This window comes from Halomonas sp., assembly GCF_052095695.1.
Taxonomy (GTDB): Bacteria; Pseudomonadota; Gammaproteobacteria; order Pseudomonadales; family Halomonadaceae; genus Vreelandella.
This window is the reverse complement of the sequence record NZ_JBQDLQ010000022.1, coordinates 24,373-45,171: the sequence shown is the minus strand read 5'-3', so window position 1 is coordinate 45,171 and position 20,799 is coordinate 24,373. Positions and strand designations below refer to the sequence as shown.

General features: G+C 54.7%; 18 protein-coding genes. 12 read left to right on the top strand and 6 right to left on the bottom strand.

Annotated elements, in window-relative coordinates:
* The coding region (locus tag ACTH5D_RS06575; protein ID WP_441669459.1) for a cold-shock protein at window positions 1-183 on the bottom strand (183 nt) is incomplete at its 3' end.
* Between the two features lie 139 nt (window positions 184-322).
* On the opposite strand from ACTH5D_RS06575, the gene ACTH5D_RS06570 reads away from it, so the two are divergent.
* A complete protein-coding gene (locus ACTH5D_RS06570) occupies window positions 323-979 on the top strand; it encodes a LysE family translocator (protein ID WP_441669457.1) in 657 nt (218 codons plus the stop codon).
* A 73-nt stretch (window positions 980-1,052) separates the two neighbouring features.
* Here ACTH5D_RS06570 and ACTH5D_RS06565 read toward each other — a convergent pair whose 3' ends face one another.
* Complete coding sequence (locus ACTH5D_RS06565; protein ID WP_441669455.1) at window positions 1,053-3,002, bottom strand: transglycosylase SLT domain-containing protein; 1,950 nt, start codon at window positions 3,000-3,002, stop codon at window positions 1,053-1,055.
* 122 nt (window positions 3,003-3,124) lie between these two features.
* On the opposite strand from ACTH5D_RS06565, the gene ACTH5D_RS06560 reads away from it, so the two are divergent.
* From ACTH5D_RS06560 to sixA, 4 genes are all read left to right on the top strand, one after another.
* The gene (locus ACTH5D_RS06560; protein ID WP_441669453.1) at window positions 3,125-3,457 is read left to right on the top strand and encodes a YkvA family protein; all 333 of its coding nucleotides are present in this window, start codon (window positions 3,125-3,127) and stop codon (window positions 3,455-3,457) included.
* A gap of 152 nt (window positions 3,458-3,609) precedes the next feature.
* Window positions 3,610-5,514 (top strand): molecular chaperone HtpG, encoded by a 1,905-nt coding sequence (gene htpG / locus ACTH5D_RS06555; protein WP_441669451.1) that lies wholly within the window; start codon window positions 3,610-3,612, stop codon window positions 5,512-5,514.
* 155 nt (window positions 5,515-5,669) lie between these two features.
* On the top strand, window positions 5,670-6,791 hold the full coding sequence (locus ACTH5D_RS06550; protein WP_441669449.1) for an NAD(P)H-dependent glycerol-3-phosphate dehydrogenase: 1,122 nt from the start codon (window positions 5,670-5,672) through the stop codon (window positions 6,789-6,791).
* 1 nt (window position 6,792) lies between these two features.
* Entirely contained in the window at window positions 6,793-7,281 is a 489-nt protein-coding gene (sixA, locus tag ACTH5D_RS06545) for a phosphohistidine phosphatase SixA (RefSeq protein WP_441669447.1), read from the top strand.
* Between the two features lie 60 nt (window positions 7,282-7,341).
* Here the strand turns inward: sixA and gatB are convergent, their stop codons facing one another.
* From gatB to ACTH5D_RS06525, 4 genes are all read right to left on the bottom strand, one after another.
* Entirely contained in the window at window positions 7,342-8,796 is a 1,455-nt protein-coding gene (gene gatB, locus ACTH5D_RS06540) for an Asp-tRNA(Asn)/Glu-tRNA(Gln) amidotransferase subunit GatB (protein ID WP_441669445.1), read from the bottom strand.
* Complete coding sequence (gatA, locus tag ACTH5D_RS06535; protein ID WP_441669443.1) at window positions 8,796-10,256, bottom strand: Asp-tRNA(Asn)/Glu-tRNA(Gln) amidotransferase subunit GatA; 1,461 nt, start codon at window positions 10,254-10,256, stop codon at window positions 8,796-8,798. The genes gatB and gatA overlap by 1 nt, the downstream gene beginning before the upstream one ends.
* Before the next feature lie 111 nt (window positions 10,257-10,367).
* Window positions 10,368-10,655 carry an Asp-tRNA(Asn)/Glu-tRNA(Gln) amidotransferase subunit GatC gene (gene gatC, locus ACTH5D_RS06530; RefSeq protein WP_096282380.1) on the bottom strand — a complete coding sequence of 96 codons (288 nt, stop codon included), beginning with the start codon at window positions 10,653-10,655 and terminating at the stop codon, window positions 10,368-10,370.
* A 41-nt stretch (window positions 10,656-10,696) separates the two neighbouring features.
* Window positions 10,697-10,882 carry a hypothetical protein gene (locus ACTH5D_RS06525; RefSeq protein ID WP_441669441.1) on the bottom strand — a complete coding sequence of 62 codons (186 nt, stop codon included), beginning with the start codon at window positions 10,880-10,882 and terminating at the stop codon, window positions 10,697-10,699.
* Window positions 10,883-10,884: 2 nt separating this feature from the next.
* Here ACTH5D_RS06525 and ACTH5D_RS06520 point away from each other — a divergent pair, with 2 nt between their 5' ends.
* The 7 genes from ACTH5D_RS06520 to tldD all read left to right on the top strand — a co-directional run bounded on the left by ACTH5D_RS06520 (window position 10,885) and on the right by tldD (window position 20,798).
* Window positions 10,885-11,922: a rod shape-determining protein gene (locus ACTH5D_RS06520; protein ID WP_096280814.1), complete on the top strand. Its 1,038-nt coding sequence runs from the start codon at window positions 10,885-10,887 to the stop codon at window positions 11,920-11,922.
* A gap of 22 nt (window positions 11,923-11,944) precedes the next feature.
* The gene (gene mreC / locus ACTH5D_RS06515) at window positions 11,945-12,889 is read left to right on the top strand and encodes a rod shape-determining protein MreC (RefSeq protein WP_441669439.1); all 945 of its coding nucleotides are present in this window, start codon (window positions 11,945-11,947) and stop codon (window positions 12,887-12,889) included.
* Window positions 12,889-13,377: a rod shape-determining protein MreD gene (gene mreD, locus ACTH5D_RS06510; protein ID WP_441669437.1), complete on the top strand. Its 489-nt coding sequence runs from the start codon at window positions 12,889-12,891 to the stop codon at window positions 13,375-13,377. The genes mreC and mreD overlap by 1 nt, the downstream gene beginning before the upstream one ends.
* Window positions 13,374-13,961 (top strand): Maf family protein, encoded by a 588-nt coding sequence (locus ACTH5D_RS06505; RefSeq protein ID WP_441669435.1) that lies wholly within the window; start codon window positions 13,374-13,376, stop codon window positions 13,959-13,961. Before mreD ends, ACTH5D_RS06505 begins: the two co-directional genes overlap by 4 nt.
* Window positions 13,962-14,031: 70 nt before the next feature.
* Window positions 14,032-15,495, top strand: coding sequence for a ribonuclease G (gene rng, locus ACTH5D_RS06500; RefSeq protein ID WP_441669433.1), 1,464 nt, complete (start codon window positions 14,032-14,034; stop codon window positions 15,493-15,495).
* A gap of 3 nt (window positions 15,496-15,498) precedes the next feature.
* A complete protein-coding gene (locus ACTH5D_RS06495; RefSeq protein ID WP_441669431.1) occupies window positions 15,499-19,350 on the top strand; it encodes a YhdP family phospholipid transporter in 3,852 nt (1,283 codons plus the stop codon).
* Window positions 19,347-20,798 carry a metalloprotease TldD gene (gene tldD / locus ACTH5D_RS06490; RefSeq protein WP_441669429.1) on the top strand — a complete coding sequence of 484 codons (1,452 nt, stop codon included), beginning with the start codon at window positions 19,347-19,349 and terminating at the stop codon, window positions 20,796-20,798. Before ACTH5D_RS06495 ends, tldD begins: the two co-directional genes overlap by 4 nt.
* Window position 20,799 lies beyond the last annotated feature (1 nt).

Sequence of the window (20,799 nt, the reverse complement as noted above, 5' to 3'; positions counted from 1 at the left end):
AGCCTGAAGGCCTTTTTTACCCTGAGTCACTTCAAAGCTGACTTTTTGACCATCCTGGAGGGTCTTGAAGCCTTCAGCTTGAATTTCGGAGAAGTGGGCGAACAGATCGTCTCCGCCGTCATCAGGAGAGATGAAGCCGAAGCCTTTAGTATCGTTGAACCACTTAACTGTGCCAGTTGCCATTTTCCAATTTCCTTAACATGCTTAGTAATCAAACGGGCAACTCAATTGTCCACCCGCTACAATTACTCTAGATGTAAATTTGGCTGTCGTCCAGCCAGATTCCTAAGATTTTTTTTCATTTCGTGACGAGCAAGCAATCATGATGCAGTTTGGCTTTATTGATCCACAGTTTCTGTCTTTTCTAGTGGCGATCACGCTATTAACCATTAGCCCTGGGGTGGATACGCTGCTGGTGATTCGCAATACCGCGCGTGGCGGTATTCGTGATGGAGTCACTACCAGCGTTGCTATTTGCTGCGGGCTATTTGCTCATGCAACTATTTCTGCGCTGGGGATCTCACTGATTCTACTGCAGTCAGCGTGGGCGTTTCACTTGCTTAAACTGGTCGGGGCGGGCTATCTGATTTGGCTGGGCGTGACGAGCCTTTTGGCGGCACGCCGTGGGCAGCCGCTACCCGTTAACGGCGTGTTGCAAGGGGGCGCTGCCGTCTCTCGCTGGCAGCCTGTTAAAGAAGGGTTCTTGTCTAATGTGTTGAACCCCAAGACGGTGGTGTTCTATATGGCCTTTTTGCCTCAGTTTATTGCACCAAGCGACCCTGTTTTACTGAAGTCTCTGTGGCTTGCGAGCGTGCATTTTATGGTTGCCAACGTTTGGCAAATTGGTGTCGTGCTGATGGTCGGCAGTGCGAGTAAGTGGCTGGCTAGTGCGCGGATTGCGCAAATCTTAAACGCTGTGACCGGCACGGTGTTGATTGCCTTTGGCATTCGGCTTGCGCTAACGCAGCGCCCCCTATAGAAGGGGCGCTGCGCAATGCATGGTTTTGTGAGTGGCGATTTCGCGCTAAGCGGCTTCGCCAGTTGGCTTAGATTCAGCGGCGGGCAAGTAGCGCACGGTCATAGCGTACTTGCTGTTCAGCGCCGCTAAGCAGAGAAACGCCTTCACTATCACCGCCGTTTGCAAGGCTTTCGAAAATCACTCGATAGCTGAGCACCGCTTGCACATAGTCGCGAGTTTCACGAAAAGGAATGCTTTCCACGAACAGATCAAACTCTTCTACGCTATTGCCGAGCCACTGGTCAACGCGCCCTGGACCTGCATTGTAAGCCGCCGTCGCTGCAAGGCGGTTGCCTTGATAGCGCTGTAGCTTATCGCGCAGATAGGTGCTGCCTAAACGAATGTTTAGCTCAGGCTCCAACACGCCATAAGGCCCCGGATCGCTAATCCCCAGTTCGCGGCTGACCTGGCTGGCAGTGCCCGGCATTAGCTGCATTAATCCACGCGCGCCTGCAGGTGAAAGGGCATTGGGGTTATAGGCGCTTTCACGGCGCGTAATGGCCATGAGCAGGTAAGGATCTACGCCGGTTAGCCTGCCCCAGTGTAAAAAGCTGTCGTGATAGGCCTGCGGGAAGCGCCAGTCGAGTGCGTCCCATAGTTCTGCTGCAATCGTGGTTTGTACTAATCGTGCGTGCCACTGCTGGCTGGCGGCATAGTCTGCCAACGCCCTGGCCTGTTGGGGCGTGCCGCTCTGAACGGCGTGTAGCCACTCGCTGTTAGCTAGCCCATCTTCACCAATGCGCAGTAATGCTTCAGTACGCTGGACGGCCGGTAGTTGGGCGATGCGCTGCCGCGATGCTTCGTCAAAATGATTGCGTTCAAGATTCAACTGGTAAGGCTGGCCAAGTTTTTCGGCAGCGGCAAAGCCATAAAAGCTGCGATCCGAGGCGGCCTGCTGATAGCTCGATTCGGCGGCTACCTGATTGCCAAGTTGGCCATTTGCACGTCCCAACCAATATTGCCAGCGGCTGTTTTCCTGCTGGTCGGCCGGCATTTCGGCAATCCAATGGACGACATCATTCCAGCGGTGTTCTGCCAGTCCACGGCGCACGCGTAGCTCTAGTACGCGTGCGCTATCCAGTGACGGGAGTACGCTGTCGACCCAACTAAGTGTGCCCGGCACTTCGCGTACCAGCGCATAAAAAGCTAACTCTTCCTCAATGGCCTGTTGATCACTGGGAAGCAAGCTTAGGCGCGGGGCTATTTCTTGCCAAGCGGCAAAAGCGGCGGGGGTATCTTCGCGGGTAAAGCGCTGCATCGCCGCTCGATAGAAGCTTGCGGTTGCTGCGCACTCAGGACCCAAACATAGCGGCGCCTGAGTAATAGCTCTGCTGCGTGTTGAAACGTCATCGACAGTATCTAGAGCCGTTTGCCACTGCCCGCTTAATAGCCCGCTCAGGTAGCTTGAGAGGCTGCTTTCTCCCGCTTGCCACGCCAACATCTTGCGCTCCCAAATTGCCGTGGCGTCAATCGTTCCATTGGCACGCAGTCGCTCAAACAACGTATCACAAGCATTCGGCTGAGAACCGCCAGTCAGCCACAGATCAAGCCCCGCCTGATTGGCCTGCTGCGGCTGCTCATTGAGTAGCGCTGTGTAGTAGTAACACTGGCGTGCGGTGCCCGCTGGTTCGCCATCAGCTACACTAAGTAAGTCGCTATAGCGTCCTGCATGGCCATAGTTGGCAATGGCTTGACCGCGAATCCAGCCGGCCAGTGGCGAATCTGCATACTGATCCATAAATTGCTGGACCCTTTCAGGAGACACGTTCGGCAGCTGTCCTCTTATGCGGTGATACTCCACGTAGCCGCGCAGCGGGTGGCTCTCAATCAGGCGCTCGTCAATACGTTGCCACTGCTGCTCCCTTGCTGCGCTAAGGGCGTCACGTAGATCGCTATCTGAAGCGGCCCAGGATAGCGTGGGAATTCCGGCCAGCAATGCCGTACATAGCACACGAGCGGTATGGCGAAATGGCGAAACCAGCATGATGCTCTCTCTTTATTGATTGACGTCGATTTAAACCTGAGGGATTGCTGTGCAACCGCTACACTGAACCAATATTAACGCTGATGATCTGACAGTTTAGAAGCGAGGAGGATTCAATTACGATGGCCCCATTATCCACTTGGTGGTTCTTGCGTCGACTCAAATCACGCGTTTGGGTCACAAAACGTATTTTGCGCGCTTTAAAATTGTTTCTACCCATGACGCGGGACGTCGTGAGAGGCGACTTCCGGCCCGTTCCTTGGTCGGCATTCGCCATGATGGCATTGGCGCTGGCGTATTTAGTCATGCCGTTCGATCTCATTCCCGATTTTTTGATGCTGATTGGCATTATTGATGATGTGCTGATAGTCGGGTGGCTGCTAAACCGTATTGATCAGCGCTTAGAAGGCTATCGTGTTTGGCGATCGGCCGACCCTGGTATGGCACCCTCTTAATACTTGACCACTCGTTATTGCCTACCTGCTTGAAAAAAAGTTGCTTAGCACCATATAAGGCTCACGAAACCAGATTATGCCTCTGAGCGCATGTCGCAGAGGCGCATCTCAACCTGATCCGAAACGTGATCCATAAATAAGGGGCTAAGCGCATGACCACTGATACCCACGAAGAAACTCTTGGCTTTCAAACGGAAGTTAAGCAGCTCCTGAATCTGATGATTCACTCCCTGTATTCTAATCGTGAAATCTTCTTGCGCGAGCTTATCTCGAATTCGGCGGATGCCTGCGACAAGCTTCGCTATGCCGCGCTGGATAACGATGCCTTGTATGAAGGCGACAGCGAGCTACGCATCGAAATTGAGCATGACCGCGATGCCAATACCATCACTCTGCGCGATAACGGTGTGGGCATGAATCGCGAAGATGTCATTGCCAACCTGGGTACTATTGCGCGCTCAGGCACGGCTGAGTTCCTTAAGCAGCTTTCCGGCGAGCAGCAGAAAGATGCCAAGCTGATCGGCCAGTTCGGCGTGGGGTTTTACTCAGGCTTTATTGTGGCTGACGAAATTGCAGTGCGTACTCGTAAGGCGGGTGCCGACGCAGCCCAAGGCGTTGAGTGGCGCTCAAAAGGCGAGGGCGAATTTACCGTTGCTGATATCGAGCGCGCGCAGCACGGTACCGAAATTACGCTACACCTAAAAGAGGATGCAAAAGAGTTTGCCGACGACTATCGCCTGCAAGGCTTAGTGCGTAAGTACTCCGATCATATCGAAGTACCGGTCCGCATGCCGAAAACCGAAACGGCTAAAGACGACGAAGGCAACAGCATTGAAGGCAGTGAAGTAACGACGTGGGAAACGGTTAACGAAGCGACTGCGCTATGGGCGCGTCCGAAGAGTGATGTTTCCGAGGACGAGTACAAAGCGTTCTATAAGCACGTGGCGCACGATTTTTCTGATCCGCTGGCCTGGAGTCACAATAAGGTTGAAGGCAAGCTTGAATACACTAGCCTGCTGTATGTGCCCGGCCGTGCGCCGTTCGATATGTTCGACCGTGATGGTTCACGCGGCGTTAAGCTCTATGTTCAGCGCGTCTTTATTATGGATGATGCCGAACAGTTCCTGCCGCTATACCTGCGCTTTGTCAAAGGCGTGCTGGACACCCGGGAGCTGTCGCTAAATGTATCTCGCGAGCTGCTCCAGCAAGATCCTAAGGTTGACAAGATCAAGGCAGCGCTCACCAAGCGCGGCTTGGACATGTTGAAAAAACTTGCCAACGACAAAGAGCAGTATCAAACCTTCTGGAATACCTTCGGCAGCGTACTGAAAGAAGGCCCGGGAGAGGATTCAGCCAATCGTGAAAAAATTGCCAGCCTGCTGCGTTTTGCCTCAACGCATACCGATACTGCTGCCCAGGAACACGCCTTAGCCGATTACGTTGAGCGTATGAAAGAAGGTCAGCAAAAGATTTATTATGTGGTCGCTGACAGCCTCAATGCGGCAAAAAATAGCCCGCACTTGGAGATCTTCCGTAAAAAAGGTATCGAAGTACTGCTGCTTTCTGACCGTATCGATGATTGGCTGATGAGTCATTTAACCGAGTTTGATGGCAAAACCTTTGCCGATGTGGCCAAAGGCGAGCTCGATCTTGGCGATGTCGAGGACGAAGAGGAAAAGAAAGCTCAGGAAGAAACGGCTAAAGCCAAAGAAGATCTGGTCAAGCGTGTCAAAGAAGCGCTGGGTGACGGTGTCCAAGACGTTAAAGTGACCCACCGCCTGACCGATTCTCCGGCGTGCGTTGTGCTGCCTGAGCATGAAATGGGCTATCAAATGCGCCGTATTATGGAAGCTGCGGGACAGCCGCTGCCTGAAGTGAAGCCGATTCTTGAGCTTAATCCGGATCATGCGCTAGTAACACGCCTTGAAAGCGCCGAGGGCGACCTGTTCACACAGCTTTCCTACATATTGCTGGATCAGGCGATTATTGCCGAAGGCGGACACCTGGATGATCCCGCTGCTTACGTGAAGCGCCTTAATAGCGTGTTGACCGCCTAATGTAAGCGCTGTTTTACGCACGCCCTTAGGCAATGTCGGTAACGTAGCGTTGCTATGCCGTCGGCCCGTTTGGTTATCCAAGCGGGCCGTCTGCTTTAATAAACCGATTTTGATACAGTAGCTATACGTTCCGCGAGACTTATTAGGACATCATCATGGCTGAGCAGCAAACCAACGGCGCGGTTCCCATTAACGTTGCGGTACTTGGAGGCGGTAGCTTCGGTACGGCGCTGGCAAGCATTGCCGCGGATAATAACGCCCGCGTTCGCCAGTGGATGCGTGACGAAGCGCTGGTGGCGCAGATTAATCAGGAGCATCGTAACGGGCGTTATTTGCCCCATTACGCTATCAACCCCGCCGTGCAGGCCTCAACCGATCTTCAAGCCGTCCTGGCCGATGCCTCGCTAGTGCTGATCGCGATTCCCTCAAAGGCCTTTCGCGGCGTAGTGCAAGCGGCCAAAGCATGGTTAACGCCTGAGCAGATTTTGGTTAGCACGACGAAAGGGATTGAGTCAGATAGCTTTTTATTAATGAGCCAAGTGCTTGAGCAAGAAACCGGCTTTAAGCACATTGGTGTGATTGCAGGCCCCAACCTAGCCTCGGAAATTGCCGATAAGCAACTCACTGCTACCGTGATTGCAAGCGCTGATCCATTAACGCGCACGCGCGTTCAGCAGGCATTAGGCTGCCGCTACTTTCGAGTGTATGCCAGCGATGATAGCCATGGCGTCGAGCTGGGCGGTGCGTTGAAAAATATTTATGCGATCGCCGCTGGAATGGCCGCCGCGCTGGGCATGGGCGAAAACACCCGCAGTATGCTGATGACGCGTGCCCTGGCAGAGATGAGCCGCTTTGCCGTCGCTGAAGGCGCTAATCCGATGACGTTTTTGGGGCTGGCGGGGGTCGGAGATTTAATCGTTACCTGTTCGTCTAACTTGTCGCGCAATTATCGAGTCGGGCATGCCATGGGTGAGGGGCGCACGCTGGAAGAGGCCGTCAGTTCGCTTGGCCAGGTCGCGGAAGGGGTTAATACCGTCAAATTGGTGTGTGCTAAAGCGCGTGAAATGGGTGTTTATATGCCGTTAGCTGAGGGGCTTTCTCGCGTATTGTTTGACGGCGTACCGGCACAGGATATGGCGCGCACATTAATGATGGGGGAGCAGAGCAGCGACGTAGAGTTTATCTTGCCTCGCGAGTCCGTGCAGCAGGCCCATCGTGATCAGCCTAATCAGCATGCTTCTCTTCAAGCCCCCTCACCGCTAAAGAAAGGGTATTAGTATGCAGCGTATGCTGATCATGCGCCATGGTGAGGCAGCGCCGGGATTTCCCGATCATGCGCGCCAGTTGACGCCACGTGGCGTGCAGGAAGCTGAAGCAATGACTAACTGGCTGGCGCAGCGTGTTGCCAAGGGCGAGCTGCCCATGCCAAGGCTTTACGCTAGCCCCTATGTGCGCGCGCAGCAGACGGCACAAGTGTTGTGTGATGCGCTGGGCATTGGGCTTGAAACGCTGGATTTTATTACCCCTGATGACGCGCCCGCTACCGTTGGCAACTGGCTGCTTGAGCAGGCAGAAGGCGCGCCGATAATGCTGGTCAGCCATATGCCCTTGGTGGGAAATCTGGCGGGTTGGCTGGTGAAGGGTAGCCGGGCTCAGGGCGTTGGTTTTCCTACCGCGGCCATTGCCGAGCTGAAAGCCGAGGTCTGGGCCGCAGGCTGTGCGCAGTTACTGAGTTTTACCCAACCTAGCCAACTAGCTAGCCGCTAACGCGACATAAAAAAGCGGCTGCCGAGGCAGCCGCTAACGTCAAAGAATATTCAAGCGTGATTAAAGCAGCGCATCCAGTTTCTGTTTCAATATGCCGTTCACCTGCTGTGGGTTAGCGGTGCCCCTTGACGCTTTCATCGCCTGGCCAACAAAGTAGCCTATCATTTTGCCGCGCTTGTCGGGTTCCGAGTCTCGATACTGGGCCACCTGAGCGGGGCTGTCTGCGATCACTTGATCAATCATGGCTTCAATAGCAACGGTATCAGTGACTTGCTTGAGGCCTTTAGCGTCAATGATCTCATCGGCTGTTTCGCCCTGACCGTTCCAAAGCGCCTGGAAAACGTCTTTAGCCGCTTTGCCGCTAATCGTATCGTCGAGTACACGGCTAATCAGTTGGCCGAGCTGACGTGCGGAAATGGGGCTGTTGGCAATGCTCAGGTTTTCGCGATTAAGCGCACCGGAAAACTCTCCCTGCACCCAGTTGGCCGACTGCTTGGCATCACCGCAAGTGTTATGCACTGCTTCAAAGAACTCGGCGATGTCCCGGCTAGCGGAGATGACGTTGGCATCATATGCCGACAGTCCCAGCTCGCTTTGAAAGCGCTCGCGCTTATCGGCAGGCAGTTCGGGCAACTGGCCGCGAAGGTGGTCCAGGTAGGCCTGATCAAGCACTATTGGCAGTAGGTCTGGGCAGGGGAAGTAGCGGTAGTCGTTGGCTTCTTCCTTGGTACGCATGCTGCGCGTTTCATCGCGGTCTGGATCAAACAGGCGTGTTTCTTGAACGACCTTGCCACCGTCTTCAATGAGCTCAATTTGGCGCTCAACCTCGAAGGCAATCGCGCGTTCGACAAAGCGGAACGAGTTAACGTTTTTGATTTCAGCCCGAGTGCCTAACGTTGCTTGGCCTTTCGGACGCACCGAGACGTTCACGTCGCAACGCATGGAGCCTTCCGCCATGTTGCCATCGGAAATGCCCAGGTAAGTAACGATTGAGTGAATCGCCTTAAGATATGCAGCGGCCTCTTTGGCATTGCTCATGTCTGGCTCAGACACGATCTCTAACAGCGGCGTTCCCGCGCGGTTGAGATCAATGCCCGTCATGCCTTGGAAATCTTCATGCAGCGACTTGCCTGCATCTTCTTCAAGGTGCGCATGATGAATGCGAATGCGTTTGGTGCTGCCATCTTCTAAAGTGATCTCAACATCACCAGGGCCCACAATCGGGTGGTACATCTGGCTAGTCTGATAGCCTTTAGGCAGATCAGGGTAGAAGTAGTTCTTACGGTCAAATATTGATACTTCAGCAATATCGGCATGCACTGCCAGGCCAAACTGAACGGCCATGGCAACGGCCTGCTCGTTGAGCACTGGCAGCACGCCCGGTAGACCCAGGTCGACGGCGCAGGCCTGAGTGTTTGGCTCAGCGCCAAACGCCGTTGAGGCGCCGGAAAAGATTTTTGAACGCGTAGCGAGCTGAACGTGGACTTCAAGCCCAATCACGGTTTCCCATTGCATTAGGCGTTCTCCTCGGCAAAAGCAGGACGTTGTAGGTGCCAGTCCGTCGCTTGCTGGAACTGGTGGGCGACGTTAAGCAGCTGCGCCTCAGCAAAGTGGGTGCCTAGAATCTGCAGACCAACGGGACGCTTGTCGACAAAACCGGCGGGTACGCTGATGCCAGGAATGCCCGCTAGGTTAACGGCGATGGTGTAAATATCCTGTAGGTACATCGACACAGGATCTTTTTTAGCACCCAGGTCGAAAGCGGGCGTAGGCGACGCTGGCCCCATCAGTACATCCACCTCTTGAAAAGCGTCTAAGAAGTCCTGGCGGATCAAGCGGCGCACTTTTTGTGCCTTGGTGTAATAAGCATCAAAGAAGCCTTCAGAGAGCGTATGAGTGCCGATTAGAATGCGTCGCTTGACCTCTTCGCCGAAACCTTCCGCGCGTGAGCGGGTATATAAATCAATTAAGTCGCTGGGGTTTTCGCAGCGGTGACCAAAGCGCACGCCGTCGTAACGTGACAGGTTGGAAGATGCTTCGGCGGGAGCGATAACGTAGTAAGCCGGAATAGCGTAGTGCGTATGCGGTAAGCTGACTTCACGCACTGTGGCACCCAGCGACTCGTAAACGCTGACCGCTTCACGCACGGCTTTTTCGACGTCTGGGTCTAAACCGTCGCCAAAATACTCTTTGGGTAGACCGATTTTAAGGCCCGAGAGGGGCGCGTTGAGGCCTTCCACATAGTCCGGCACACCGCGCGCAACGCTGGTGGAGTCGCGGCCATCGTGGCCTGCAATTACCCCTAACAGGTGAGCGCAGTCTTCAGCACTACGTGCCATGGGGCCTGCCTGGTCAAGGCTTGAGGCGTAAGCGATGATGCCGTAACGCGATACTCGGCCGTAAGTAGGCTTTAAGCCGGTAATCCCACAAAACGCCGCCGGTTGGCGAATGGAGCCGCCAGTGTCGGTGCCCATCGCCGCGGGTACTAAGCCTGCTGCCACTGCTGCTGCGCTGCCGCCGGAGCTGCCGCCGGGTACAGCAGTCACATCCCAAGGGTTCTTTACCGGGCCGTAAAAGCTATTTTCATTGGAAGAGCCCATAGCGAACTCATCCATATTGGTTTTACCCACGCTGACCGTGCCCGCCGCGTTGAGCTTTTCAACCACGGTAGCATTGTAGGGTGCAATAAAATTATCCAGCATTTTGGAGCCACAGCTGGTCTTTACATCGCGAGTACAAAAAATATCTTTGAGCGCTAGAGGAATGCCCGTGAGCACTCCTGCTTTGCCAGCGGCGCGCGTGCTGTCAGCTGCGTCAGCCTGCGCCAACGCCTGCTCTGCGGTTACGCTGATGAAGCTATTGAGCTTGCTATCAGCCTGTTCGATACGCTGTAAATAATGTGTGGTCAGTTCGCGGCTCGAAAACTCGCCTTTTTTTAAGGCGACAGCGAGTTGCGTTAATGTTTTCTCATACATGACCCAGAAGCTCCGTTCAGGGGCGAAAAAAATAGCGGCGAAAGTGGTGGCTCAGTAATCTCGAATGCGCTTCTATTCAATAAATTCACTCAGCAAATTTATTCAACAAATTTATTCAACAACGCGGGGGACGAGATACAGGCCGTTTTCCACTGCCGGAGCACAGCGCTGAAAGGTATCGCGCTGGTTGGTTTCAGTGACTTCATCGGCGCGCAACCGTTGGGTTGCATCTAACGGATGAGATAGCGGTAAAACACCTTCGGTATCAACGCCTTGTAGTTGATCGACCATGTCCAGAATCCGGCTTAGGTCATCTACAAAGCCGCTGGCTTGGTCATCGCTGACGGCGAGTCGGGCTAGGTGGGCAGCCCGGCGCACATGAGATTCTTCAAGCGCCATGATCGGAATTTCCTCATAAACGTAAGGGAACATAATCCGCTTTAAGCGGTATACATACCGATATCAAAAAAACGTCTTGTGCCGCAGACGTGGAAAATAGCCGCAAAAGGTACCACATCTTGGCCTTCACGGGCAGTATTAGGCACGACTCGTGCTTGCTGCCAGGGGGTTGCGGTGATACCGTTTGCATCCGCACAGGGTTCCCGGTCTGCACTAGGTAACAACATCCATGTTTAAACGTTTGAGGGGGCTGTTTTCCAGCGATCTGTCGATCGACTTGGGTACGGCCAATACACTGATTTATGTACGCGGTCGCGGTATCGTGCTTGATGAGCCGTCCGTGGTCGCTATTCGCCAGTCTGGCACTATGCGCAGCGTTGCGGCAGTCGGTACTGATGCCAAGCGAATGTTGGGTCGTACGCCTGGCAATATCACTGCGATCCGTCCGATGAAAGATGGCGTTATTGCCGATTTCACCGTGACCGAGCAAATGCTTCAGCATTTTATCCGCAAAGTTCACCAAAGTACCTTTTTAACCCCTAGCCCGCGTGTGCTGGTGTGCGTTCCTTGCATGTCAACGCAAGTCGAGCGGCGGGCGATTCGTGAGTCGGCGGAAGGTGCCGGTGCCCGCGAGGTGTTCTTGATTGAAGAACCCATGGCGGCAGCGATTGGCGCAGGCCTTCCGGTTGATGAAGCCCAGGGTTCAATGGTGGTGGATATCGGTGGTGGTACCACTGAAATTGCGATTATCTCACTCAACGGCGTGGTCTATTCCGAATCTATTCGGGTCGGTGGCGACCGCTTTGATGAAGCCATTACCGCTTATGTTCGTCGTCACTATGGCAGCTTGATTGGTGAGGCGACGGCCGAGCGCATTAAAGAAGAGATTGGCTGTGCTTATCCGGGTGGCGAATTGCGCGAAATAGACGTGCGCGGACGTAACTTGGCTGAAGGTATTCCACGCAGCTTTACGCTAAATTCTCACGAAACGCTTGAGGCCCTGCAAGAAACCCTTGGCTCCATTGTTTCCGCGGTCAAAAGCGCTCTTGAGCAGTCGCCCCCAGAGTTGGCCTCTGATATCGCCGAGCGTGGCTTGGTGCTAACCGGTGGCGGTGCCTTGCTTCGCGATCTGGATAAGTTGATTGCTGAAGAAACAGGGCTGCCGGTGATTGTGGCTGAAGACCCGCTGACGTGCGTTGCGCGCGGTGGTGGTAAAGCGCTGGAAATGATTGATCAGCATACCTTTGAGTTGCTGTCGAGTGACTAATCTCAGCGGTTAATGCGGGGGATTGCCTATTAAACCGCTGTTTTCGCACGGGCCATTGCCGGGCTACCGGCTGTTTTTTTGCGTGTTGGCCGCCAGTGCTTTGATGTTTGTCGACCATCATTTCACGCGTATGGAGCAGGTGCGCGCACAAATGTCGATGGTTGTGGCGCCTGTTCAATGGATCGTTAGTGTGCCTAGCGACCTATTGAACTGGGGTTCGCTTGCGCTCTCCGATCAGCAGGCGCTGGTGGACGAAAACCGCCGTCTGCGCGAGCAAATCCTGACACTTTCTCATCGCGGTCAGCGTATGGCTAACCTGACGGCAGAAAATAGTGAATTACGTGATTTGCTAAATGCCGCCGAGCGACGTGATATTCCCTATATCACCGCCGAGTTGTTGTCGTTGGATAACGATCCCTTCAGCCATCAAATGGTTGTTAATCGCGGGCACCGCAACGGTGCCTACGTGGGGCAGCCGGTCATCGATGCATCGGGTTTAGTCGGCCAAATTACGGCGGTTTCGGCTTACTCTAGTCGCGTACTGCTATTGGCTGATGCCAGCCATGCTTTGCCTGTGCAGCTAAATCGCAACGGTTTGCGCTTTATTGTGCAGGGTGCTGGGCGCTACAGCAGCGTCAATGTAATGCACGTGCCGGATACGGCAGACATTCGTGAGGGTGATTTGCTAACCACGTCAGGCTTGGCCGGGCGCTTTCCTCCCGGGTATCCCGTAGCCCGAGTGACCGAGGTCTATCATGATCCGGGTCAACCTTTTGCACGCGTAACGGCTGAGCCAATGGCGCAGCTGCAGCGCTCGCGCCACTTCTTGCTACTTTTTCCACCTCCCCAGCAAGCAATTGACGAACATGCATGGGATGAGACGTTGGATATTTCCGCAGCAGCGCTGCGCTCTTCGCTTCAACTATCCAATCCCGATCAAAACGTATCATCCCAAGAGGTGCCCTGATGGCCCGCGCACCGATTGTTCCGCTGTTGTTTGTTTGGCTAAGCCTGTTATTAGCATTGTGCCTTCAAGTAATGCCGTTGGCCGATGGCTGGCAGGTATATCGCCCTGAATGGCTGGGCCTGATGCTGATCTACTGGTGTATGCGTACACCCGATAGAGTCGGCGTTTTTCACGGCTTTGTGCTGGGCATCCTGATGGATTTAATAGAAGGCACTGCGCTAGGCCAGCATGCGATGGTTTATGTGCTGCTGGCTTTTTTATGTGCCTTGGTATACCCCCGATTCCGCGCCTATTCGTTGGTGCAGCAGTCGGCGCTCGTGCTGGTGCTCATTGGCTTAGTGCAGCTTGTCGCGCAGTGGTTGCGTACTATCGTGGGAGATTTTTCGATCCATTTGGCCTTTTTGATTCCTTCCTTGATTAGCGCTCTGCTGTGGCCTTGGTTATCCACGATGTTCCAAGCATTGGAACGCCGGTTAGCCGCTTCATGAGCGCTTCAGTGCCGGCCTTGTGCCTGGCCTCCGCTTCGCCGCGTCGGCGTGCTTTACTGGCCTCCATCGGTGTGCCGGTAGCGGTTCATCCCTGTGATATTGATGAAACTCCGCTACCTGGAGAGTCAGCGACGGCCTATGTGAGTCGCTTGGCGATTGCCAAAGCAGGGGCGGCGATGTCGCTTACTGACTTGCCAATCTTAGGTTCCGATACCGCTATTGCTGTTGATGGGCGTATTCTAGGTAAGCCGGCGGATGCTCAAGAAGGAGCCTCGATGCTGCGCCTATTATCAGGGCGATCGCATCAAGTGCTCACGGCAGTAGCCGTGACCGGGCCGGAGGGCATGCTCTCTTGCTGCGTCACCACGCAAGTAACGATGCGCGTAATTGAAGAGCAGGAAATCTCTGCCTATTGGCAGACCGGTGAGCCGGCTGATAAAGCGGGAGGCTATGCCATTCAAGGTTTGGCATCGATATTTGTAAAAGAGATTCAAGGCAGCCATTCTGCAGTAGTGGGGCTGCCGCTATTCGAGACGACGAGCTTGCTGCGCCGACAGGGAGTTCCTATTTGGCAGTGCATTTAACACGCTAAGCATGATTAGATCGGCGCATGTATCGCTAGCAAGGAATACGTCAACCTATAAGGATTTGTGCATGAGCGGTGAAGTTCTCATCAATTTAACGCCAATGGAAACCCGCGTTGCGCTGGTGGAAAATGGCGTTTTGCAAGAGGCACTGATCGAGCGCTCCCGACGGCGTGGCATCGTGGGCAATATCTACAAAGGCAAAGTGGTACGCGTGCTGCCTGGTATGCAGGCTGCTTTTGTCGATATTGGCCTTGAGCGTGCAGCCTTCATTCATGTGCATGAAGTGATGTCGCCCGGCACGCCTCAGGATGAGCAGCAAACGATCGCTCAACTGCTACATGAAGGTCAGGCGCTCGTCGTGCAGGCGACCAAAGATCCTATTGGCAGTAAAGGTGCGCGCTTAACGACACATCTTTCGATCCCCTCGCGCTACTTGGTTTATATGCCTGATTCGCCACACCATGGTGTTTCTCAGCGCATTGAAGATGAGCATGAGCGTGAGCGCTTAAAGGCGCTGTTGGATGCCAGTATCAGCGAGCAGACCCTGGAAGTGGCCGGTGGATTTATTGTGCGTACGGCGGCCGAAGGGGTGGGTGACGAAGAGCTGAAAGGCGATATGAACTTTCTGCTGCGATTATGGCGTAATGTCAGCGAGCGGAAAGTCAGTACGGCCCCACAAACCGTTATTTATGATGATCTGCCGCTATTTATACGCACGCTGCGGGATGTGATGCGTGATGACATCGAAAAAGTACGTATCGATTCGCGTGAAAATTTTGTCAAGCTCGTCGAGTTTGCTGAAGAGTTTATGCCCAATGCCGTTGATCGCATTGAATATTATCCTGGCGAGCGACCCATTTTCGATCTCTATAGCGTCGAAGATGAAATCCAAAAGGCATTGGGTCGTAAGGTACAGCTGAAGTCTGGTGGTTATCTCGTGATTGATCCGACCGAGGCAATGACCACCATCGATGTTAATACCGGTGGCTATGTCGGCCACCGCAATCTTGAAGAGACGATCTTTAAAACCAACCTGGAGGCGGCAACAGCGATTGCTCGCCAGCTTCGGCTACGCAATTTGGGTGGCATCATCATTATCGACTTTATCGATATGATTGACGTTGAACACCAGCGCCAGGTCTTGCGCGTTCTAGAAAAAGCCTTAGAGCGCGATCATGCCAAAACCAAGTGCACGGGCGTCACAGAGCTTGGGCTTGTTCAGCTTACCCGTAAGCGTACCCGCGAAAGCTTGGAGCAAACGCTCTGTGAAGCTTGTACCACCTGCAGTGGCAGGGGAACGCTGAGAACGCCAGAAACCGTTTGCTACGAAATCTTTCGGGAAATTCTGCGCGAAGAGCGCGCCTACAGCGCTGAAACCTACATGGTGCTTGCCTCGCAGTCAGTCGTTGACCGGTTACTGGATGAGGAGTCAGCGGCGGTGGCAGACCTGGAAACCTTTATCAACAAAACGATTCGCTTCCAGGTTGAACAGCACTATTCCCAAGAGCAGTACGATATCGTGCTGATGTAAATCATGCAGATGCGTTTACTAGTGCGTTGGAGCTTGGCGGCCATGGCGTGGGTATTGGGCAGCATCGCCGTGCTGCTGCTGTTACTCCGCCTGGTGATGAGCCAGTCCGACGCCTTAACTCCGCGTATTGAAGCGCTGCTTGAAGCGCGTATTGGCGCGCCTGTCACTATCGAGCGCATGTCGTTATCTCTTTCTCGTAATGATCTGCTATTAAGTCTTGACGGCGTGAATGCGGAAACGCCGGATGGCCAGGCGCTGTTTTCGCTGGATCATGCGGGCCTGCGGCTGGATACATGGGCGTCACTTGCCAATTTAGCGCCGATCTTTAGCGACGCTCGCATCACCGGTACGGAGTTTCATCTTTATCAGGGCGCAGTCGCTTCGTGGCAGTGGCCTGAGCCGGCTAAGCTACCGCTATTGGCACCTGACCCCGATATGGATCTAGCCACTGTCGACGACTGGACCGGCTTGATTTTGCGCCAACGGCTGTGGGTCGATAACACGCGTGTCGTGCTGCATGGCCGGGAAGATACCGTGCTGCTGCACGCCCAGACCTTGCTGCTGACCGGTGATGAGCGGCGTACTCGGCTTGAAGGTGCTATCAATATTGCCCAGTCACTGCAGCAGGCACGCGAGATTACACTGCCTGCGGCTGAAATAAAGGTCGAAATGCAGCCTGGCCAGCATGGCTTTAGCGACTTTTCGGCTGCTTTGCAGTTGGATATTCAGTTAGATCAATTGGTCGTGCTAGCCGCTATGTTTCGCCCCGATCATATGCCTTATCTAGAGCAGGCGGGTGGCAGCGCGCGGCTGTGGGGGAGTTGGAGCGCGGGGCGTCTTGAAGAGGCCAGGGTTGCCGTTGAAGTTCCTGAACTGACGCTGCGTCATGACGTTCAATACGCGGTGTTAAGGGATATTAAAACCAGCGGTTTGTGGCAGCGTGACGGTGATGGCGGCGAGGCATGGCTCAGTGGCGATGCGGACAGGGTCGAGTGGGCGCAGCCACCTGGTGCTAGCGTTGGGCCCGCCTTGCCGAGACATTGGCATGCCTCGCATCAGCCGGGGCGGTGGGAAGTGCGCACCAGTGCCTTTGAGCTCGCATCGCTTACTGCTTGGCGTGACTATGTCTTGTTGCCTGAATCATTGACGCGCGTTTTGCAAACGCTCTCGCCGCGCGGTCAGGTACAAGGGCTGCAGGTGGGCCAGCAGGATGGTCGTTGGGGCGTAGACGCCGCGCTTAGCGATGTCGAGGTATCGCCTTGGGAGCAGGTGCCCGGCGGCGGCCCGCTTGATGCCTGGGTTCAAGCGCGCGATTTTCGCGGTCGTGTGCAGTTTAGTAGTAACGGCGATAGTACCCTTTATTTCCCCGAGTTTTTTGCCGCTCCCATGCAGCTGCAAAGCGCCGAAGGTGTGGTGGAGTGGGTATACGATGGCCCTAATACGATGGTTAGCGGCAAGCAGCTAAACGTTGAGTGGGATGGGGCTCAGGTATCGGGTGGCTTCGGACTGGTCAGCGGTAATCAGCGCGGTCATTTTGGTTTAGATCTGAATTTTAGCGACGTGGATGCTCTTGAACGCCCGTTGGCTCAATGGCTACCGCTAAGCGTTATGGATAATAAGCTTCAGGACTGGCTGCTTGATGATATTGGCGGCTACGTGACCGAAGGATCATTACAGCTGAGCCTGCCGATTGGTGAAACCGTCGGCGCTGATGACTTTACCGCGACGCTCGCGCTGGCCGTTACCCAAGGACATTTACCCATTGCGCCCGGCTGGCCGCGGCTTGACGATATTCAAGGCCGCCTCAAGTGGCAGGATAAAGTGCTAAAAGCGGAGATAGAAAGCGCCCAGAGCCATGGCGTGACGGCTGCCAAGGGGGAGTTGGTAATGGAAGATGAGACGCTTAAGTTCTCCGGAGAATTACAGTCGGAAGGCTCGGCGCTTATGTCGTTTCTTCAAGCCATGCCCGATATTGATCTTTCGAAACTGAGTGATTTGCGGGTAACCGGTGACGTTGATGGCGATATTGCGTTGTCGCTGCCGCTGGAAACGCCCGAGGCACTTCAGCTAGAAATCAATGCGCAGCCACGCTTCTCTGAGATTGTTTATCTACCGCTGGGGGTGCATCTTCGCTCGGCCGAAGGTGATCTACGCTGGTTACAAAATGACGAAAACGGAGGGCTGGTTGGCACGGCGAATGGTCAAGTCTTGGGCGGTGAAATAAACGCCGATATTGATACGCTGGGCGACGGGATTCAGCTGCAAGGTAGCGTCGCGACGGCGGCACTTTTCGGTTTGGCCGGATTAGACGATAGCCAGGGGCGCTTGCCGCTAGAGGGGCAGCTACAGTGGCAGGGCCACGTTGGCTTGTTGCCCACACCGACCGTAAGAGTGGAAAGTCGTTTAGTCGGCGTTACTAGCCACCTACCTGAACCCTTTGCAAAAACGTCCCAACAGTCCTGGCCATGGGTGTTGACCGCGGATATCGATTCCGGGCGCATTGAAAGTCGCCTAGCTGATATTTTCTCTGCGCGAGGGCTGTTCGGTCATCAAGCGCTGGCCGGCACGATGCATCTGGGCAGTGCCGCAGAGCAAGTGCCTGCTTGGCCTGCTCAGCCTGGGATAAATCTGGTTGCGAATGTGCCGCGTATTGATCCACTGGCGTGGCAGCAGGCTATTAAGCCAATGATGGCGCTAGGCGCATCTCAGTCGAGTGGCGCAGATAGCCAAATGCCGCTGAATGTCTCGCTAACGACGCCCTGTTTGATTTATCAGGCGGAATGTTTAGGCAATGTCAACGCATCAGGTAGTGTGAGCGGCGGCCAAGTCGATCTTGATGTGGGCGGTAATCTATTCACCGGGCATTTGCTGTACAATGGTGATTCGCCGCAGCCGCTGGATATTGCGATTGATGCCATTGCGCTAGACCGTTTGTTGAAACTTGCTAATGTCGAGCATGACAGCGAGGCGCCAGCACCCGATTCCTGGTGGCAGGCGGTTGAGACCCAGCGCAAGCCGCCGACCGTGATTCCCGATTGGCTGGCCGATGTGCCGAATGGCCGTTTACGCTTAGCGGAGATTGCCATGGGTACGCGTCGCTTTGGTCCGTTGACCGCTTACTGGCAAACCGATGGGCAGCGGTTTTCGCTGACTCCGGTTGGTCTCACCATGGGGCAGCTTTCCGCTCGTGGCGAGCTTCACTGGGAAGGAGATTCAACCACCAGCCACACTTGGGCGGATATCTCTATTCAAGGTGGAGACATCGGAACGGCACTTGAGCGGCTTGATCAGCCTGTGGTGATGCGTAGTCGTAGTACCGACGTAAAAGCATCGCTGGACTGGCCGGGAGCGCCTTGGCAGCTCGATTTACGCGATGCCGGTGGCTATCTAAGCACGGATATGCGTGATGGCCGTTTTGCCACCCTAGAATCTTCGCCTGCGCGTTTAATCGGACTGCTCAATTTCGATAATATTTTACGCCGCATACGCCTGGATTTTTCTGACGTTACCGGCCAAGGCACGGCGTTTGACCGTGTCAATGGCACTGCCGATGTCACCGATGGACTGCTAACGCTGCGAGGGCCATTGGAAATTGATGCCCCGGCTACCACCTTAACGCTTACCGGCAATGTCGACCTAGTTACGCGTGAACTTGATCAGCGGCTTGGCGTCACACTGCCAGTGACACAAAGTTTACCTATCGCGGCAATTGCTGTCGGTGCGCCCATTATTGGTGGTGCGCTATTTCTCGCAGACAAGCTTTTTGGTGACGCGCTAGATCGGGTCACGACACTTCATTATCGCGTGCGAGGCCCTTGGACCTCGCCGCAGGTTACTTTAGAGGGCCCCCTATGACCGTATATAAAAGTGATATAGACACGGCTGCCGCCATTTTGCTGACACCCGGGGGGCTGGATTTAGATGCTCTGGAAACCGGGCTTGGCTACGCGATGGGCGCGGGCATAGACTACGCCGATCTGTATTTTCAGCGTACTTGGCAAGAAGGCTGGGTATTAGAAGATGGCGAAGTAAAAGAGGCCAGCTACAGCATTGATGGTGGGGTTGGCGTGCGCTCCTTGGCGGGTGAAAAAACCGGCTTTGCCTACTCAAATCAAATTACCGCCGATGCGCTAATGGATACTGGCCGTACCGCGGCAGGCATTGTGCGCAGCGGTAACCGCCTTCCTGGGCAACTGGTTCGCCCGGTGTCTGCTATGTCACGCTATGCCGGGATTGATCCATTGGCTGGGCTGAGCGCGGAAGATAAAGTGGCTATGCTTAAGCAGGCTGATCGCGTGGCGCGTGCAGCGGACCCGAGCATTAGCCAGGTGAGTGCCTCTCTCTCTGGCACCTATGAGGTCGTACTGGTGCGTGCCAGCGATGGCACTCTGGCGGCGGATATTCGTCCGTTGGTTCGCTTCAACGTTAGCGTTATTGCTGTTAAAAACGGTCGTCGTGAGCGCGGCAGCGCGGGCGGTGGTGGCCGTTATTCAATGGCAAAGCTGCGCGATGAGCAGGTGGCGGAGAACTACGCTAAAGAAGCCGTGCGTCAAGCGCTGGTGAACCTTGAGGCCGTTGATGCGCCCGCGGGCCAAATGCCCGTGGTTCTGGCGTCAGGATGGCCGGGTATTTTGCTGCATGAAGCGGTGGGCCACGGTCTCGAAGGAGATTTTAACCGTAAGGGAAGCTCCGCTTTTTCCGGGCAGATGGGCAAGCGGGTCGCTGCGAAGGGCGTCAATATTGTGGATGATGCGACGCTAGTCGATTGCCGGGGCTCAATGAGTATCGATGATGAGGGTACGCCCGGCCAATACACGCCGCTTATCGAAGACGGTATTTTGACCGGTTACATGCAGGACAAGCTCAATGCTCGCTTGATGGGAATGGCGCCGACGGGCAATGCGCGGCGCGAGTCATTTGCCCACATGCCGATGCCGCGAATGACTAATACCGTCATGCTGGCTGGTCAGGATGAGCCTAGCGACATTATCAAAAGCGTAAAGCGCGGCATTTACGCGGTCAGTTTTGCGGGTGGCCAGGTTGATATAACGTCGGGTAAGTTCGTATTCTCCGCCAGTGAAGCTTACTTAATTGAAGATGGCAAAGTGACTGTGCCGGTCAAAGGCGCGACGCTTATTGGCAATGGCCCAGAGGCGATGGGGCGCGTTTCGATGATCGGCCACGATATGGCCCTTGATACGGGGATTGGTGTATGCGGTAAAGAAGGCCAAGGGGTGCCGGTCGGTGTTGGCCAGCCCACCCTCAAGTTGGATGAGCTGACGGTCGGCGGTACTCATTCATAAT

What these genes read in the sequence shown, in the direction of transcription:
- ACTH5D_RS06570 (WP_441669457.1), top strand. Translation starts at nt 323, where the DNA reads ATGATGCAGTTTGGCTTTATTGATCCACAGTTTCTGTCTTTTCTAGTG.
- ACTH5D_RS06565 (WP_441669455.1), bottom strand. Translation starts at nt 3,002, where the DNA reads ATGCTGGTTTCGCCATTTCGCCATACCGCTCGTGTGCTATGTACGGCA.
- ACTH5D_RS06560 (WP_441669453.1), top strand. Translation starts at nt 3,125, where the DNA reads ATGGCCCCATTATCCACTTGGTGGTTCTTGCGTCGACTCAAATCACGC.
- htpG (WP_441669451.1), top strand. Translation starts at nt 3,610, where the DNA reads ATGACCACTGATACCCACGAAGAAACTCTTGGCTTTCAAACGGAAGTT.
- ACTH5D_RS06550 (WP_441669449.1), top strand. Translation starts at nt 5,670, where the DNA reads ATGGCTGAGCAGCAAACCAACGGCGCGGTTCCCATTAACGTTGCGGTA.
- sixA (WP_441669447.1), top strand. Translation starts at nt 6,793, where the DNA reads ATGCAGCGTATGCTGATCATGCGCCATGGTGAGGCAGCGCCGGGATTT.
- gatB (WP_441669445.1), bottom strand. Translation starts at nt 8,796, where the DNA reads ATGCAATGGGAAACCGTGATTGGGCTTGAAGTCCACGTTCAGCTCGCT.
- gatA (WP_441669443.1), bottom strand. Translation starts at nt 10,256, where the DNA reads ATGTATGAGAAAACATTAACGCAACTCGCTGTCGCCTTAAAAAAAGGC.
- gatC (WP_096282380.1), bottom strand. Translation starts at nt 10,655, where the DNA reads ATGGCGCTTGAAGAATCTCATGTGCGCCGGGCTGCCCACCTAGCCCGA.
- ACTH5D_RS06525 (WP_441669441.1), bottom strand. Translation starts at nt 10,882, where the DNA reads ATGTTGTTACCTAGTGCAGACCGGGAACCCTGTGCGGATGCAAACGGT.
- ACTH5D_RS06520 (WP_096280814.1), top strand. Translation starts at nt 10,885, where the DNA reads ATGTTTAAACGTTTGAGGGGGCTGTTTTCCAGCGATCTGTCGATCGAC.
- mreD (WP_441669437.1), top strand. Translation starts at nt 12,889, where the DNA reads ATGGCCCGCGCACCGATTGTTCCGCTGTTGTTTGTTTGGCTAAGCCTG.
- ACTH5D_RS06505 (WP_441669435.1), top strand. Translation starts at nt 13,374, where the DNA reads ATGAGCGCTTCAGTGCCGGCCTTGTGCCTGGCCTCCGCTTCGCCGCGT.
- rng (WP_441669433.1), top strand. Translation starts at nt 14,032, where the DNA reads ATGAGCGGTGAAGTTCTCATCAATTTAACGCCAATGGAAACCCGCGTT.
- ACTH5D_RS06495 (WP_441669431.1), top strand. Translation starts at nt 15,499, where the DNA reads ATGCAGATGCGTTTACTAGTGCGTTGGAGCTTGGCGGCCATGGCGTGG.
- tldD (WP_441669429.1), top strand. Translation starts at nt 19,347, where the DNA reads ATGACCGTATATAAAAGTGATATAGACACGGCTGCCGCCATTTTGCTG.